This is a genomic window from Kitasatospora arboriphila (assembly GCF_039528095.1).
GTDB classification, from domain to species: Bacteria; Actinomycetota; Actinomycetes; order Streptomycetales; family Streptomycetaceae; genus Kitasatospora; species Kitasatospora arboriphila.
The window spans coordinates 87693-102680 of the sequence record NZ_BAAALD010000011.1; the positions used below are offsets into that span (position 1 = coordinate 87693).

Genomic DNA, 14988 nt, shown 5'->3' on the forward strand with positions numbered 1-14988 from the left:
GCACCGGACATCCCGGCACCGGCGGGGTCGGCGGAGTCGGGCCCGGCAGGGACGGGCCGGGCCGTGGTTCAGCCCCGGGGGTCGTGGTCCTCGACCAGGACGACGTCCAGGGTGCGGGGGCCGTGCACGCCTTCGACCCGGGTCAGTTCGATGTCGCTGGTGGCGGAGGGGCCGGAGATCCAGGTGTGCGGGCGGGCCGGGTCCAGGCGGGGCAGGGCCTGCGGGACGGAGGCGACCACCTGGTCGGCGCGGACCACGCAGACGTGGTGGTCGGGGACGAGGGTGAGCACCCGGCGGCCCTGGCCGAGGCCGCCGTCGAGGATGATCGTGCCCGTCTCGGCGACGGCGAGGGCGCAGCCCGTGACGACGCTGTCGGTGGTGTCGAGCCGGTGGGCCGTCAGGGTGCCGTCGTCGGGGCGCCGTTCGGCCTCCGTCGCGGCGAGCCAGGCGGCGGGCAGGCCCGGGGGGACGGCGACGGACCGGGATCCGTGGTCGGCGAGCAGCCGGGCGAGCAGGCCGGGCAGCGTCTCCTCGGTGCAGCGGTGCACCCGGGCGCGGTAGTCGGCCAGGTTCTCGGCGAGCAGGTCGAGGACGGCCTCGGGGTCGTCGAGGACGTGCGCGAAGCGGTAGTCGCGGCGGACGGGCGAGCGGCCGGCCTCCTCACCGGCGGGGACGTCGGTGAGGGCACTGCGGATGCGGGCGAGGACGGTGTCGCGGGAGGTGCTCATGCAGGGCCGTCCTTGCGGTCGCGGTGCTCGGCCCACCAGGCGCGGAAGGATTCGGCGGGCAGGTCGGGGAGGTCGCGGGTGTCGGTCCAGGCCTTGGCGGGGCCGGGCAGCGGGAGCTTGCGGGGGTGCAGGGCGCGGGTGGCGGAGGCGGCGCGTTCGGCGGCGGCCAGCGCGGCCGGGTGGTCGAGCAGCCAGGTGGCGGCCTTCATCGCGGCCTTCTCGACGCGGTGGCCGGGGCCCTGTTCGACGGCCTGTTCGCGCAGGTGGACGAGGACCTCGGGGATGTCGATGGCGACCGGGCAGACCTCGTAGCAGGCGCCGCACAGGGTGGAGGCGAAGGGCAGCGAGGCGTCGAGTTCGGTGCCGAGGCCGCGCAGCTGCGGGGTGAGGATGGCACCGATCGGGCCTGGGTACGGGGAGCCGTAGGCGTGGCCGCCGGCCCGCTCGTACACCGGGCAGACGTTGAGGCAGGCGGAGCAGCGGATGCAGCGCAGCGCCTGGCGGCCGACCTGGTCGGCGAGGGTGGCGGTGCGGCCGTTGTCGAGCAGGACGAGGTGGAAGGCCTTGGGGCCGTCGCCGTCGGCCCCTTTCGACGGCCCGAGTCCCGTCCAGGTGGAGGTGTACGGGTTCATCCGCTCGGCGGTGGAGGAGCGGGGCAGCAGTTGGAGGAAGACCTCCAGGTCCTGCCAGGTGGGGATCACCTTCTCGATGCCGACGACGGAGATCAGCGTCTCGGGCAGGGTGAGGCACATCCGGCCGTTACCCTCGGACTCGACGACGACCAGGGTGCCGGTCTCGGCGATGAGGAAGTTGGCGCCGGAGACGCCGACCCTGGCGCGCAGGAACTTCTCCCGCAGGTGCAACCGTGCGGCTTCGGCGAGTTCGGCCGGGGAGTCGGTGAGGCCCTCGGGCGCGGGGCGGCCCCAACGGCCCATCGCCTCGCGGAAGATGTCGCGGATCTCGGCCCGGTTGCGGTGGATGGCGGGGACGAGGATGTGCGAGGGCAGGTCGTCGCCGAGCTGCACGATGAGCTCGGCGAGGTCGGTCTCGTAGGCGGTGATGCCCTCGGCGGCCAGCGCCTCGTTGAGCCCGATCTCCTGCGTCGCCATCGACTTGACCTTGACCACCTCGCTCTCGCCGGTGGCCTTCACCAGGTCGGCGACGATCCGGTTGGCCTCGGCCGCGTCGGCCGCCCAGTGCACGGTGCCGCCCGCCGCGGTGACGGCCTCCTCCGCCTGCAGCAGGTAGTGGTCGAGCCGGCGCAGCGCGCGGTCCTTGATCTCCTTGCCGGCGGCGCGGAGTTCGGCCCAGTCGTCGAGTTCGGCGACCGCCCGGGCGCGCTTCTCGCGGATGGTGCGGGTGGCGTGGCCGAGGTTGGCCCGCAGGGTGGCGTCCTTGGTGGAGTCCTTGGCGGCCTCGGGGAAGGCGGGCATGCCCAGGTACGCGGAGCTCATTCGGTGTGCCCTCCCGCACCGGCGGTGGCGGCCGTGGCGGAGGCGACGGCGGAGGAGGCGACGGCCGTGGGCACGGTGTGGGCCCGGCGGGGTGCGGGCGGTCGGTACGGGGCGGCCTCGGTGGCGGCGAGGATCTCGGCGAGGTGCACGGCCTGCATCGGGGCGCCTCGGCGGCGCAGGGTGCCGTCGAGGTGCAGCAGGCAGGAGTTGTCGACGCCGCACAGCACGTCCGCTCCCGTGCCGAGGGCGTTGCGGACCTTGTCGGCCCCCATCGCGGCGGACACGTCCGGGTTCTTCACCGCGAAGGTCCCGCCGAAGCCGCAGCACTCCTCCGCGCCGGGCAGCTCATGCAGCTCCAGCCCCTTCACCGCGGCCAGCAGCCGGCGCGGGCGGTCGCCGAGGCCGAGCATCCGCAGCCCGTGGCAGGACGGGTGGTAGGTGACGGTGTGCGGGAAGTACGCGCCCACGTCCACCACGCCGAGCACGTCCACCAGGAACTCGGTGAGTTCGAGCATCCGGGGAGCCAGCGAGGCGGCGGCGTCGGCGAGTTCGGTGCCGCGGCCCTCGGCCTGGGCCCGGGCGCCGATCCGCGGGTAGGCCTCCCGGACCATCGCCGCGCACGACCCGGACGGGGTGACCACGTGGTCGTAGCCGGCGAAGGCGGCGGCGGTGCGGCGCACCAGCGGCTCGGCCTCGCGCCGGTAGCCGGTGTTGTACTGCGGCTGCCCGCAACAGGTCTGCGCGGCCGGGAAGTCGACCGTCACCCCGAGCCGCTCCAGCAGCTCCACCACGGCCCGGGCGGTGCGCGGGCGCACGGCGTCGTTGACGCAGGTGGCGAACAGTGCGACACGCATCGCGGCTCCCTCGGCGGCGGTCGTTGGCGGCGTCTTGCGGTTCGGCGGTGCTGCTGTGCTGCTGTGCTGCGGCACGGCAGTGCGGTACGGCGCGAGGCGGGGCGGCGGCGCGGGGCGTCGTCGCGGGGAGTGTACGGCCGCCGGGCGCCCCCCGGGTGGATCCGCCACGCATGTCGGCCGAGGTCGGCCGGATCCCGCCGCCCGGGGGCCTGCGGGATCCGGCCTCCGGGCTCAGGGGGTGCCGGTGACCCGCCAGGTGAGGGTGTCGGTGGCGAGGTCCCGGATCTGCGGGTCGCGCACGGCGGCGGTGCGGTCCACCGAGACGGCGGTGAGCCGGTGCGTCCTGCCGTCCGGGCGGACGCCGAGGGCAGCCGGCACGACCGAGGTGCGGCCGCGGACGGCACCGACCTCGGCGCCGTCGAGGTACCAGCGCAGCTCGGGGGCGGCGAGGCCGGTCAGCGCGGCCGGGGCGACGGTGATCCGGGTGCTCCTGCGGACGGTGCTGCCGGTGGGCAGGTCACTGCTCAGCCCGTTGGCCTTGCGGTAGAAGCCGGCGATCATCGCCTCGCGGCCGGGCAGGTTGAACTCGGTGCTGGAGAGCGCGCGCATGATGGAGGTCGCGGTCGGCCGGTAGAGGCCGTGCGGGTAGTAGTCGCCGCCCTCGTAGGTGCCGACGGTGCCGCCGGCGGGGTCGTCCGCGCCGAGCCAGCGGTACCACTTGGCGCGGTCGGCGAGCAGTTGGTCGGCGGTGCGCACGGTGGAGTTGGGGCCGTCCGTCTCGCCGCCCGTCCAGGTGCCGTAGGAGTCGTAGGCGTACTCGTCGTGGAGCTGCCCGACGGAGTGGCCTATCTCGTGGGCGGCGATCAGGCTGGAGGCGGCGTTGTCGGAGGAGAGGGTGGACACGCCGTCGAAGGGGTAGCCCTCGGCCTCCAGCCCGTAGTAGCCGGCGCCTCCGTACTTGGCCGAGTTGGCGACGACCACGACCAGGTCGGCGGCGGGTGCCTTGGCGGCGTAGGCGGCGACCTTGTCGAGGTCGGTGCAGACCAGTCGTTCGGTGTCGGCGCACCAGAAGTAGCTGCCGAGGGCGGTGTCCCGCACGGTGCCGGTGTCGGGATCGCCGCTGATGCCGGAGTCGTGCGAGACGGCGTCGACCGTCCAGACGTTGAACAGTCCGCGGTAGCTGCGGTACGGCTCGATCGCGCTGATGGCGGCCCACTTGGCGGCGGCGGCCGCGTGGAAGGCGTCCTGCTGGTCGGCGGTGTAGCCGTCGCCGACGATCACCACGTCGAGGCGGTCGGCGGTGGGGCCGGTGACCGCGAGTCGGCCGACGGCGCCGTCCCCGGTGACGTCGCCGGGTGCGGTGCGCCCGGAAACGCCCTTGCGGTGTCCCGGTGCCGCGACCGGGACGCGCACTCTGCGGCCCTCCGCGTCCGGGCCGGTGAAGGCCTCGGCCGTGACCGTCCGCCCGTCCGGTGCAGCAGTTGCGGCGGCCGGGCCCGCGGGCGGGGTGGGGGCGGCCGCGGCAGGGGCGGTCAGCGCGGCGGCGAGGGTGAGGCCGGCGGCGAGCGCGGTGTAGCGGGGCATGCGGGTGCGCACATGCCCTCCTCTCGGTCGAGGGCTTGTTAAGAGGCGAGTTAAGTGTGTTTAACTCGCCGCTGAACATAGGCCCGCCGACGCGGACCGGCAAGGGGCGGCGCACCGATTCCCGTGCGGGCGGCGGCATTTCGTGTCGCCGCCCGACGGCCCGTCGGGCGCCCCGGCGCGGTGGCCCGCGCCCGGGACACCGGAGCCGGGGCGGCATCCGCGCCGTGCGGGCCGGGCAGCGCATAGGGTGGCCCTCGCACGTCGGGGCCCGAGCGGACAGGTGGGACAGCAGTGACGGACACGACGACCCCGGCGGAGCCGGTCGCCTCCGGCACCGTCGGCCGGCGGGTGCACCGGCTGCGGGTCGAGCGCGGCCTCACCCAGCGCCAACTCGCCGAGCCCGCCTACACGGCCGCCTACATCTCGATACTGGAGTCGGACCGGGTGCGGCCCTCGGAGGCCGCCCTGCGGCACCTCGCCGAACGGCTCGGCGTGACGTACGAGGAGCTCGCCACCGGGCGGCCGCCGCACATCGCGACCGGCCTGCGGGGCGAACTGGTCGACGCCCAGCGGCTGCTGGCCCTCGGCGAGGGCGAGCCGGCGGCCGCCGCGTACCGGCGGCTGCTCGCCGAGGCGGAGCGGCACGGCCTGGAGGACGAACGGGCCGCGGCGCTGCTCGGCCTCGGCCAGTGCGCGCTGTTCGCCGGCGACCTGACCGCCGCCCGCGGGCACTTCGAGGCCGCGGAGCCGCTGCTCGCCGGGGCGCCGCCGGTGCAGCGCGCCCGGGCCGTCCGCGGCCGCGCCGTCGCCCACCTGCTCGCGGGTGAACTGCGCTACTCCTGCTACCTGCTGGAGAGCGCGATCGACGGACTGAACGCCGCCGGGCTGCAGGACCCGGACGCCCTCGTCCTGCTGTACACCGCCGCGATCGCGCCCTACCTGGACATGGGCGCGCACGCCCGGGCCGCCCAGGCCGCCGAGATCGCGCTCGGCCTGGCCCCGCAGGTGACCGACCCGGCCCTGGTCGCGGGCATGCACCGCACCGTCGCCCGCACCCTGCTCGCCGAGGGCCGCACCGCGGAGGCCGACGCCTCACTGGCGAGGGCCGCGGCGCTGTACGAACAGCTGCAGATCCGCACCGAGTTGGCGCACTGCCACTGGATGCGCGGCTACGTGCACGCCCAGGACGGCGCCCTCGACGCGGCCGCCCGCGAACTCACCACCGCCCGCGACATGCTGGCGGCCGGGCGGGCGGAGCTGTACACCGCCCAGGTGGAGGTGGAGCTCGCCGACGTGCTGCGCCGACTGGGCCGCCGCGAGGAGGCGGGGCAGCTGCTCGTGCGGCTCCTCGACCGGCTGCAGCCCGACCGCGGGCCGGTGCACCGCGCCGCCGCCCACCGGCTGCTGGGTCTGCTCGCGGAGGACGGGGCCGACAGCGCAGCGGCCGAGGAGCACTACGGCCGGGCCCTCGCCCTGCTGGAGCCCACCGGCGCGGCTGGCGACCTGGCCGACCTGTGCCGTCTGCTCGGCGACCTGCAGCGCCGGCTGGGCCGCACCGAGGCCGCGCTGGACACCTACCGGACGGGCCTCGGGCACGCCGCGGCGCCCGGCACGACCACCCTCGGCCCCGCTCCGGCGCAGCCGCCGTTCACCTCCGCCTGAGCTCCCGGGCGGCTCGCGCCGCTCATGCCACGGGGGCCGAGGTCGCCCTCCAGGAGGGTCCGGTCGATCGGGGGACGGCCCCACAGCGCCAGGATCTCGTTGGCGAGGTCCACGACGGGCAGGTGGTCGCCGTCGCCCACCTTGACGGCCGCGGCCGACAGGCTGCGGGGGACGGCTCCGGCATCCAGCAGGACGCGCCACTCCCGGGGGCCGAGTTCGAGGAACTCCAGGCCGGTGAGCCCGGCGATCTCCAGCGGGTCGGCCAGCGTGCCGGGCCAGGCGGTGAGGGTGCGCAGCCGGGGCAGTCCGGCGACGGGGGCGAGGCCGGACGGCGGGCCGTCCGACCTGTCGATCCGCAGGACCTCGAGGTCGGGGTGGGCGGCGGCCCGGACGGACCGGAGGTCTCCGTTCCCGACCCTGGCCACGACCGGGAGGCCGCTCTCGGTGCTGCCGCCGCGTCCGTCCGTCGTCCGCTCCAGGACGAAGTCGGTGAGGGAGTCGGCCAGGAGTTCGGCGCCGAGGCTCAGCTCGTGGCCGACCAGGATCACCTGCCCGAGGTGTCCGCCCGGGCCGGGTGTCAGGTCGACCGCCAGCTCGTCGCCGCCGTTGCTCCCGAAGACGATCCAGCCGGGCGAGCCCGCCAGGCCCTGCACCGGGGCGTCGGGCGGGGTGCGGAGCGCGTCCGTCGCCGAGAGCCGCCACCGGGTGTGGCGGGCCGCCGCGTCGACGGCGTACAGGCCGTCCAGGTCGTGGATCTCGCAGCCGACTGCGCTGTTCACCCGGGCCGCCTCCTCCCAGTCGTCGCCCCGGTCCTCCCACCGCGCCCGGACGACCCGGTAGAGCGCCTTCAGCTCGTCGGAGAGCGTGACGCCGAGGCGCGTCTCGGCGGCGGCGATCTCCTCCTCCGTCGCGCCGGCGGCGTCGGGCAGGCGCTCGCGGAGCGTCCGCTCCAGCAGTTCCGGGTCCGCCGTCGGGGCGGGCCGCGCGCCGGGGACGGGCTCGGGGAGGCGGCGCCAGGGCTCGGGGGGGCGTCCCCGTCCAGGACGAGCACACCGAGGTCGGGGTAGCCGAGGCCGGATTCCACGGCCGGGCCGCCCCTGGGGCTGCTCAGGGGGCTGCTCCGGCGCCCCGCGGCGCCGGGCCCGGGGGTCGTCAGCCCGCGCGGCGGGCGGCGGGGAGGACGGCCGGGCGGACGCAGCCGACCGCGCGGGTGGCGAAGAGGCTCTCCGGCTCGACCGGGCCGAGCTGGCCGGGTGCCAGCCGGAAGGCCACCAACGGGCCGCTGGAGACGGCGAGTTCCACCCGGGCGCCGGCCGGCACGGCGCCGGGCATGGTGCCGGTGACCGCGGCCTGCACGGTGAACCCCTCGTCGAGGGCGACCACGTAGGGCATCGGCTCGCCGGCGCCGCGGCGGGCCGCGGGCAGCAGCCGCCGGACGGTTCCGGTGCCGCGGCTGACCTCGTCGTCCAGGTCGGCGCTGCCGCACACCGGGCAGAGCATGCGGACGGGCGCGGTGGCGGCACGGCACCAGCGGCAGCGGCGGAAGACCAGCTCGGGGCCGGGCTGCTCGACGGCGGGTGCCCCGGAGGGCGCGGTGGCGACAGGATTCATGGCGGCTCCTCCCGGTCCGGGCCAGGGCGCGCGCAAAGCGGCCGCCGGTGCCCGATCGACACGACACCGGGAGCGTATGGCACTGAGTGCCAATCGGTAAAGGCACTGAGTGCACGCTGTCGCACCGGGCCCCATGGACGCTCGAATCGATTGCTTAAACAATTGAATCGAGCGTGTTTCCTTGCTCACGCGCTCCATACCTGCCTACAGTCAGGGCTCTCCCCCCGGACCCCCGACTCTGAGGTACCGCCATGGACCGCACCCGACTGCAGCACCTCCTCGCCCGCGAGAGCGCCGAGGCCGAGCGCCGCAATCCGCGGTCGAAGGCCGCCTACGCACGCGCCGACCACCTCTTCGGCCGGGTTCCGATGACCTGGATGAACAAGACCGCCGGCACCTTCCCCCGCTACCTCGGCACCGCGAACGGCGCCCGGATCACCGACATCGACGGCCACGAGTACATCGACTTCTGCCTCGGCGACACCGGCGCGATGGCCGGCCACTCCCCCGAGGCGGTCGCCGCCGCCGTGCAGCGCCGCTTCGCCGAGCAGGGCGGCGCGACCGCGATGCTGCCCACCGAGGACGCCGAGTGGGTGGGCGCCGAGCTGACCCGCCGGTTCGGGCTCTCGCACTGGAGCTTCTCGCTGACCGCCACCGACGCCAACCGCTGGGCGATCCGCCTCGCCCGCGCCGTCACCGGCCGCAGCAAGATCCTGGTGAACAGCTACAGCTACCACGGCAGCGTCGACGAGTCGCTGATCGTCGTCGGCCCGGACGGCCGCGGTGCCTCCCGCCCCGGCAACGTCGGCGCGCCCTGCGACGTCACCCTCACCAGCCGGGTCGCCGAGTTCAACGACCTCTCCCAGCTGGAGCGCGAGCTCGCCCACGGCGACGTCGCCGCCGTCCTCATGGAACCCGCCCTCACCAACATCGGCATCGTGCTGCCGGAGCCCGGCTACCTGGCCGGCGTCCGCGAGCTGACCCGCCGGCACGGCGTGCTGCTCATCAACGACGAGACGCACACCTTCTCGGCCGGCCCCGGCGGCTGCACCGCCGCCTGGCTCCTCGAACCCGACATGCTGACCATCGGCAAGGCCATCGGCGGCGGCATCCCGGCCGGCGCGTACGGGCTCTCCGCCGAACTCGCGGACCGGCTGCTCGGCCGCTCCGACCTCGACCTGGTCGACATGGGCGGCGTCGGCGGCACCCTGGCCGGCAACGCGCTCTCCGTCGCCGCGATGCGCGCCACCCTGGAGCACGTGCTCACCGACGACGCCTTCGAACGCATGGGCAAGCTCGCCGAGCGCTTCGAGGCCGGCGTCCAGCAGGCGATCGACGCGCACGGCCTGCCCTGGTCGGTCAGCCGGCTCGGCGCCCGCACCGAGTACCGCTTCGCCAGCCCCGCCCCCCGCACCGGCACCGCCTCCTCCGAGGTCGCCGACCCGGAGCTGGAGGACTTCCTCCACCTGTACCTGGCCAACCGCGGCATCCTGATGACGCCCTTCCACAACATGGCCCTGATGTGCCCCGCCACCACCGAGGCGGACGTGGACGCGCACACCGACGTCTTCTCCGTCGCCCTGGCCCAGCTCATCGGCTGACCCCCCGTCCGCCCGCAGGCCGCCGGCACCCTCCTCGGGCCGGCGGCCTGACGGTAGGGTGCGGAGGTCGACGGACCGAGGAGTTGCGAATTTGGACGAGATCGACCGGGCCATCCTGCGCGAGCTGCAGACGGACGGCAGGATCGCGTACGCCGACCTGGGCCCCAAGGTGGGCCTGTCGGCCTCGGCCGCCCGGCAGCGGCTGCAGCGGCTGATCGACGCCAAGGCCGTCCAGGTCGTCGGCGTGACCGACCCGATGGCCATGGGCGGGCAGGCGATGGCCATGCTCGGCATCACCGTGGACGGCGACCCGCGCGGCGTCGCCGACGAACTCGCCCGGTACGGCGAGGTGGTGTACTCGGTGCTGACCGCCGGCGGATTCGACCTGTTCGCCGAGGTGGTCTGCCCCGGGCCGCGCGAGCTGCTGGACTTCGTCAACGACACCGTCCGACCGATCCAGGGCGTCAAGCACATCCAGTCCTTCCCCTACTTCGGCATCCACACCCACCGGTTCTTCTGGGACGTCGGCTGACCCGGGCCACGCCCTGACGCCGCGGGCCCGCCGACCTCGCGCCGGCCGGGTCTCGCCTACCGGCCGGCCCCGCGTCGGCCGGGCCCGCGGCCACTGCGCCGCCCGGTGCAATCCGTTCCGCCGAGCGGCTGAACCGGCCGCCCGGTCCGGACGGTGACGCCCCGCCGGCCGCCTAGCCTTCCGCTATGACCGACCAGGACACCGCGGCCGCCGGCCCGCCGCAGGAGGTCCGGCTCGCCCTCGTCCTCAACGGCGGCATCAGCCTCGCGGTCTGGATGGGCGGCGTGGCCCACGAACTCGACCTGCTGCGCCGGGCCTCCCGGGGCGACGACGAGTCGGGCGTCGCCGAGCGCGACCGCCCCGCCTTCCGGATCTGGCAGCGCCTCACCCGGGAGCGGCACAAGCGGGTCGTGGTGGACGTGGTCGCCGGCACCTCCGCCGGCGGGCTGAACGGCGTGCTGCTGGCCACCGCCGTCGCCCGCGGCGCCGCCCTGCCCGACCTGCACGCCACCTGGAACCGCACCGCCGACCTCGGCCGGCTGCTCTCCGAGGACGGCTCCGGCAGCCTGCTGCGCGGCGCCGTCGTCGAGGAGGCCCTCACCGAGGCCGTCGCCGCGATGGGCGGCGAACCGCAACTGGCCGAGCCGGTCACCCTCTTCCTCACCGCCACCGCCCTCGACGGCCGCCCCCGCCGGTGCACCGACGGCTACGGCGGCGCCTTCGACGTGCCCGACCACCGCCGGGTCTACCGGTTCCGCCACGACGACGAGGCTCCGGTCTACGAACGCACCCGCGCCGGCGCCTGGCAGGTCGGCAAGCGCCCGCTCCGCGACTTCCACGGCCCGGCCGGCCGCTTGGCGCCGGCCCTGCTGCGCGCCGCCCGCGCCACGGCCGCGTTCCCGGTGGCCTTCGCCCCGGTGCAGGAGGCGCCGATGGCCGACCACCGCGACCCGCCCTCCGCCATCCCCAGCAGCTCCGTCATGGACGGCGGCGTCCTCGACAACGAGCCCTTCCGCCCGGTGCTCGACGCGATCGGAGAACGCCTCGCCGACCGGCGGCCCGAACGCGTCCTGGTGTACGTGGTGCCGTTCGCCGGCACCCTGCGGCAGGAGGCCGTCGGCCGCAAACGGCCCGAGGACATCACCTGGACGGAGGCCGCCGCCACCGCACTGCACCACCCCCGCGAGGCCAACTTCCGCTCCGCCACCGAGGACCTCGCCGAACGGATGCGCACCCGCGTCTCCGGCGTCCAGGAGCACCTCTTCCGCGAGCTGTACGAGAACCCCGTCCGGGCCACCCGCCTGCTGCACCGGGCCGCCGAACTCCTCGACGACTACCGCCGCAGCCGGGCCGCGGCCGTCGTCTGGGACGTCCGCCGGCAGGCTTCCGCGGACGACGTCACCGCCCTGCTCGACCTGCCCGGTACCGCGGCCGACTGGCTGCCCGGCCGCAACCCCGGCTGGCTGCCGCCGGCCGCCACCGAGCACGACGACCCCGTGCACGCCGCCGACCCCGGCGACTGGCGGTGGGGGCTCGTCCCCACCGAACGCGTCCTGCGGATGATGCTCTGCGACCTGCAGCGCCGCCTGCCCGACTGCCAGCCGACCGTCCGCCGCCAGCTGGCCTCGGCGGCCGGACTGGTCTGCCGCCGGCTCGCCGAGACCCGGGCGGTGCGCGACGCCGTCCGCGCCGTCCTGCGCGAGGGGCCGCCGCCGGGCCCGTCCGACGCCGGGATCGCCGACCGGGTCAGCGAGGTCTTCACCCGCCTCGACGCCGCCCGCACCCTCGGCGGCCTCGTCCGGCAGGCCGCCGGCAGCTACCTCACCGCCCTGCACACCCTCGGCGACCAGCGCTTCGCCACCACCCGCGACGCCCTCGCCTGCTGCCTCGCCGTCGAGGTCCTCAGCCACGCCTACGCCCCCGCCGCAGCCGCCGTCGAACAACCCACCCCCGCCTTCGCCTTCCTCCGCCTCGGCCCCGACGACCTCGGCCCGCTCTTCCGCCAGGACCGCTACGCCGACATGGGCGACCGCAAGCTGTACGGCACCCGGCTCGGCCACTTCGGCGCCTTCCTCGACGAGGACTGGCGCAGCTCCGACTTCACCTGGGGCCGCCTGGACGCCGCCCGCCACCTGCTCCGCGTCCTCGTCCCCGAGCCGGGCGAACGGCAGGACGCCGAGCGGGAGTTGCACAGCGCGCTGCTCGCCGCCGAGATCGGGCGGGAACGGATGCAGCAGAACCTCGACGAACTGCTCGGCGCGGACTCCGCCCTGCTCGACCGCACCGTCGGCGGGCGCGGCGGCCGGGACGTCCAGCAGCGGACCGCCCGGTCCGCCCGCGCCCTGCTGCTCGCCGAACCGGAGGCCGACGCCGCCGGCCCCACCCGGTGGGCGCAGCGCCGGCTCAACGTCCCGGCCCGCGCCGCCCTCGACCCGGAGCCGCCCGACACCGGCGGTCTCCCACTGCGCCGGCGGGTGGGCCTGTGGCTGCTGCGCCGCGCCACCCGCCGCGTCCGCCGGCAGTTGGACCAGGATCCGCTGCCGGGTGCGCTGCGCACCGCGCTGCGTCGTGACACCGTCCGTACGCTCTGCGCGGCGGCGCTGGTCTGCGCGCTGCTCGGCGCGGGCATCGCGCTGGCGATCGCCCTGCCGCTCACGTGATGGGCGTTCGTGTTCGCGATGGCATCTTGGTGGTGTGATACCCATTCACTTTGGTATCGATCAATCGCTTGGCTGATGGTCATTCACTCTTGGATGGCAACGTGCTGATGTGACGGTGACTCGCCGCCCTGACCGCCCTTCGCAGCTCGGACGGCCCCTCGCCGCCCTGACAGCCCCTCGCCGCTCCGACGGCCCTTCGCTGCTCGGCGACCCGCTCACTGCCGTGAGTGCCGTTCGTCGGCCACGGCGGCACGCACCGACCCGGCAGGACCGACTTCCCGTCGGCGGCGGCCGGACCGACTTCCCGTCCGGCGGCAACCTTTCGCGCGTCGGCGGCAACCCGGGGGCAGCAAGGCGCCGATCCGAAGGAGGCTCCCCCGTGCCCGGCCCTGCCCCCGAGAGACCGTTCGACCCGTGCCGTCCGTCCGTGCCGTCCGCCCGCGCAGGGGTGCGCGCCGCCCGGTCGGGTACGGAGGGGTGACGGCGCTGGGCACGGCACCCGCCGCCGACCCGCTCGGCCTCGGCCGGCGGGGCCGCACGGCCCGGCCGACACCCCTGCGACCTGCGGCGACGACCGGGGCACCCGCTGATCCGGTGGCGGGAGCGGTTGGTAGGCTGCCGCCCTCCCTGCTGATTGAGAACGCTCACAACGGATCGAGAGGTCACGCCCCGGACATGATCGCCGACGATGCGTCCGCGGAGTTCCACGACTTCTTCGAACGCCACCACGCCGAACTCGCCCGGCTCGCCCACCTCCTGACGGGCGAGGCGGACGCGGCCGACGACCTCGCGGCGGATGCCATGGTGGCCCTCTGGCACCGCTGGGACCGAGTCCGGAGCGCGGACCACCCCGTCGCCTACGCCCGCGGCGTGGTCGCCAACCTGGCCCGCGGCCGGGTCCGCACCGCCGTCCGCGAGCGGCGCCGGGTGCTGCTGTTCTGGTCGCACCGCTCCGAGCGGACGGACGGGCCGGACGTGGCCTCCGTGCTGGACGTCCGGGCGGCGCTGGCCCGGCTACCCTTCCGCAAGCGGGCCTGCGTGGTGCTCCGGCATGCCATGGACCTCTCCGAGAAGGAGACGGCCCTGGCCCTCGGCATCTCGGTGGGCACGGTGAAGAGCCAGACCTCCAAGGGGATGGCGGAACTGCAGCGGCTGCTCGGCGACCGGGCCGGCGAACTGACGGGAAGGAGGAGCTGATGGACGAGTTGCGCCGACAGCTGCGCAAGGCCGCCGAGGCCCACCGGCCGGACCGGGAGCGCATGCTCGCCCGCGTCGAGCGGGGCATCGCCTCCTCCGGCGCCCTGAACGCCGACGCCTCCGACCCGGCGGCCGGCCGCCACCGGGTGCGCCGCGGCCTGCTCTCCTGGCCCCGGATGGCGCTGGCCGGGCTGGCCGCGACCGCCGCCCTGGCGGTCGGCGGCCTCGCGGTGGCCGCGATCGCCCAGCGACCGCAGACGCCGCCCACACCCTCTCCCTCGCCGAGCGCCGCCGCGAGCACCGCCCCGCCGTCCGCCGCCCCCGAGGCGCTGCCGGCACCGACCTCCGGGTCCCGGCCGCCCTCCGCCGCGCCCCGGCCCAGCACCCCGGCCTCCCCCTCCGCCTCACCCTCCTCCGCCCGGCCGGCGACGCCGGCGAGGCCCGCCGGGAGCCGGACGGAGGACGGCCCGCTGTGGGCGGACGGCTCCGTCGATCCGCACAGCACGGATTCTTGGGCGCAGAGCAACGTGACCTTCAAGACGCGTGAGGTGCTCACCGCGCTGACGGTGGAGCTGCACGTGCCGCAGACCGGCGGGGTGAAGGACACCGGCCACTGGCAGACCCCGTCGGCGGGCGACTTCACGGTGACCGTCCGGGAGGAGGGCGGCGTGCTGGTCTACCGCTGGGTGCTGAAGGCGGGCCGTACGGTCCCGGTCGCCCAGCACGTCTTCGCGGGTCAGTACGGGCACGACGCCGGCGGCCGGGACGCGGGCGGTGACTGGTACCGGATCGACGCCGCGACGGCGGGCGGCCGGGCGTCGGTCTGGGGCGACTTCGCCCGCACGGGCTGAGCCGCCCGTCCGGCGAGGGGCCGGGTTCCCGCCGTTGTCGCGCGGCCCGGTGTCACACGCGGTGACGGCGGAGCCCTCGGCGGGGTGCGTCCGGTGGCCGTCGGGTGGCCGCCGCGTTCCGGGAGGGCGGAGCCGGGGCGTCCCGGCGGCCCGCCGCCTTGATGTCGTGTGCAGGTCAGGCTAGGTCGGGGCCCCTGCCGCCCGCCCGCCGAGCAGGCGCTTCCTCCACCTGGCCGGAAATCGTCCATCGCCAT

Annotated in this window: 11 protein-coding genes and 1 pseudogene; 6 read left to right on the forward strand and 6 right to left on the reverse strand. The window is 75.7% G+C overall.

Annotation, left to right across the window (positions count from 1 at the left end; all coding sequences use genetic code 11):
• Window positions 1-68: 68 nt before the first annotated feature.
• The 4 genes from ABD353_RS08915 to ABD353_RS08930 all read right to left on the reverse strand — a co-directional run bounded on the left by ABD353_RS08915 (window position 69) and on the right by ABD353_RS08930 (window position 4632).
• Window positions 69-728, reverse strand: a complete 660-nt coding sequence (locus tag ABD353_RS08915; RefSeq protein WP_344622945.1) for a LutC/YkgG family protein — start codon at window positions 726-728, stop codon at window positions 69-71.
• The gene (locus tag ABD353_RS08920) at window positions 725-2182 is read right to left on the reverse strand and encodes a LutB/LldF family L-lactate oxidation iron-sulfur protein (protein WP_344622946.1); all 1458 of its coding nucleotides are present in this window, start codon (window positions 2180-2182) and stop codon (window positions 725-727) included. The genes ABD353_RS08915 and ABD353_RS08920 overlap by 4 nt, the downstream gene beginning before the upstream one ends.
• A complete protein-coding gene (locus ABD353_RS08925) occupies window positions 2179-3036 on the reverse strand; it encodes a (Fe-S)-binding protein (protein ID WP_344622947.1) in 858 nt (285 codons plus the stop codon). The genes ABD353_RS08920 and ABD353_RS08925 overlap by 4 nt, the downstream gene beginning before the upstream one ends.
• A gap of 231 nt (window positions 3037-3267) precedes the next feature.
• Complete coding sequence (locus ABD353_RS08930) at window positions 3268-4632, reverse strand: M64 family metallopeptidase (RefSeq protein ID WP_344622948.1); 1365 nt, start codon at window positions 4630-4632, stop codon at window positions 3268-3270.
• A gap of 279 nt (window positions 4633-4911) precedes the next feature.
• Between ABD353_RS08930 and ABD353_RS08935 the strand changes: the two genes are divergently transcribed.
• Window positions 4912-6282: a helix-turn-helix domain-containing protein gene (locus ABD353_RS08935; protein WP_344622949.1), complete on the forward strand. Its 1371-nt coding sequence runs from the start codon at window positions 4912-4914 to the stop codon at window positions 6280-6282.
• A 32-nt stretch (window positions 6283-6314) separates the two neighbouring features.
• On the opposite strand, the pseudogene ABD353_RS08940 reads toward ABD353_RS08935, so the two are convergent.
• Window positions 6315-7438 (reverse strand): annotated as a pseudogene (locus ABD353_RS08940) (SMI1/KNR4 family protein); the annotation flags it as partial.
• Window positions 7435-7893 carry a Zn-ribbon domain-containing OB-fold protein gene (locus ABD353_RS08945; protein ID WP_344622950.1) on the reverse strand — a complete coding sequence of 153 codons (459 nt, stop codon included), beginning with the start codon at window positions 7891-7893 and terminating at the stop codon, window positions 7435-7437. The pseudogene ABD353_RS08940 and the gene ABD353_RS08945, both read right to left, overlap by 4 nt.
• A 251-nt stretch (window positions 7894-8144) precedes the next feature.
• Here ABD353_RS08945 and ABD353_RS08950 point away from each other — a divergent pair, with 251 nt between their 5' ends.
• The 5 genes from ABD353_RS08950 (at window position 8145) to ABD353_RS08970 (ending at window position 14734) form a co-directional block, all read left to right on the forward strand.
• A complete protein-coding gene (locus ABD353_RS08950; protein WP_344622951.1) occupies window positions 8145-9494 on the forward strand; it encodes a transaminase in 1350 nt (449 codons plus the stop codon).
• Window positions 9495-9585: 91 nt separating this feature from the next.
• Window positions 9586-10026, forward strand: coding sequence for an Lrp/AsnC family transcriptional regulator (locus tag ABD353_RS08955; protein ID WP_344622952.1), 441 nt, complete (start codon window positions 9586-9588; stop codon window positions 10024-10026).
• A gap of 185 nt (window positions 10027-10211) precedes the next feature.
• Entirely contained in the window at window positions 10212-12686 is a 2475-nt protein-coding gene (locus ABD353_RS08960; protein WP_344622953.1) for a DUF3376 domain-containing protein, read from the forward strand.
• A 675-nt stretch (window positions 12687-13361) separates the two neighbouring features.
• Window positions 13362-13883: a SigE family RNA polymerase sigma factor gene (locus tag ABD353_RS08965; RefSeq protein WP_344622954.1), complete on the forward strand. Its 522-nt coding sequence runs from the start codon at window positions 13362-13364 to the stop codon at window positions 13881-13883.
• On the forward strand, window positions 13883-14734 hold the full coding sequence (locus ABD353_RS08970) for a hypothetical protein (RefSeq protein WP_344622955.1): 852 nt from the start codon (window positions 13883-13885) through the stop codon (window positions 14732-14734). Before ABD353_RS08965 ends, ABD353_RS08970 begins: the two co-directional genes overlap by 1 nt.
• Window positions 14735-14988 lie beyond the last annotated feature (254 nt).

Excerpts from the sequence above, each read along its gene's own strand:
- ABD353_RS08915 (WP_344622945.1), bottom strand. The coding sequence starts at position 728 with ATGAGCACCTCCCGCGACACCGTCCTCGCCCGCATCCGCAGTGCCCTC.
- ABD353_RS08920 (WP_344622946.1), bottom strand. The coding sequence starts at position 2,182 with ATGAGCTCCGCGTACCTGGGCATGCCCGCCTTCCCCGAGGCCGCCAAG.
- ABD353_RS08925 (WP_344622947.1), bottom strand. The coding sequence starts at position 3,036 with ATGCGTGTCGCACTGTTCGCCACCTGCGTCAACGACGCCGTGCGCCCG.
- ABD353_RS08945 (WP_344622950.1), bottom strand. The coding sequence starts at position 7,893 with ATGAATCCTGTCGCCACCGCGCCCTCCGGGGCACCCGCCGTCGAGCAG.
- ABD353_RS08950 (WP_344622951.1), top strand. The coding sequence starts at position 8,145 with ATGGACCGCACCCGACTGCAGCACCTCCTCGCCCGCGAGAGCGCCGAG.
- ABD353_RS08960 (WP_344622953.1), top strand. The coding sequence starts at position 10,212 with ATGACCGACCAGGACACCGCGGCCGCCGGCCCGCCGCAGGAGGTCCGG.
- ABD353_RS08965 (WP_344622954.1), top strand. The coding sequence starts at position 13,362 with ATGATCGCCGACGATGCGTCCGCGGAGTTCCACGACTTCTTCGAACGC.
- ABD353_RS08970 (WP_344622955.1), top strand. The coding sequence starts at position 13,883 with ATGGACGAGTTGCGCCGACAGCTGCGCAAGGCCGCCGAGGCCCACCGG.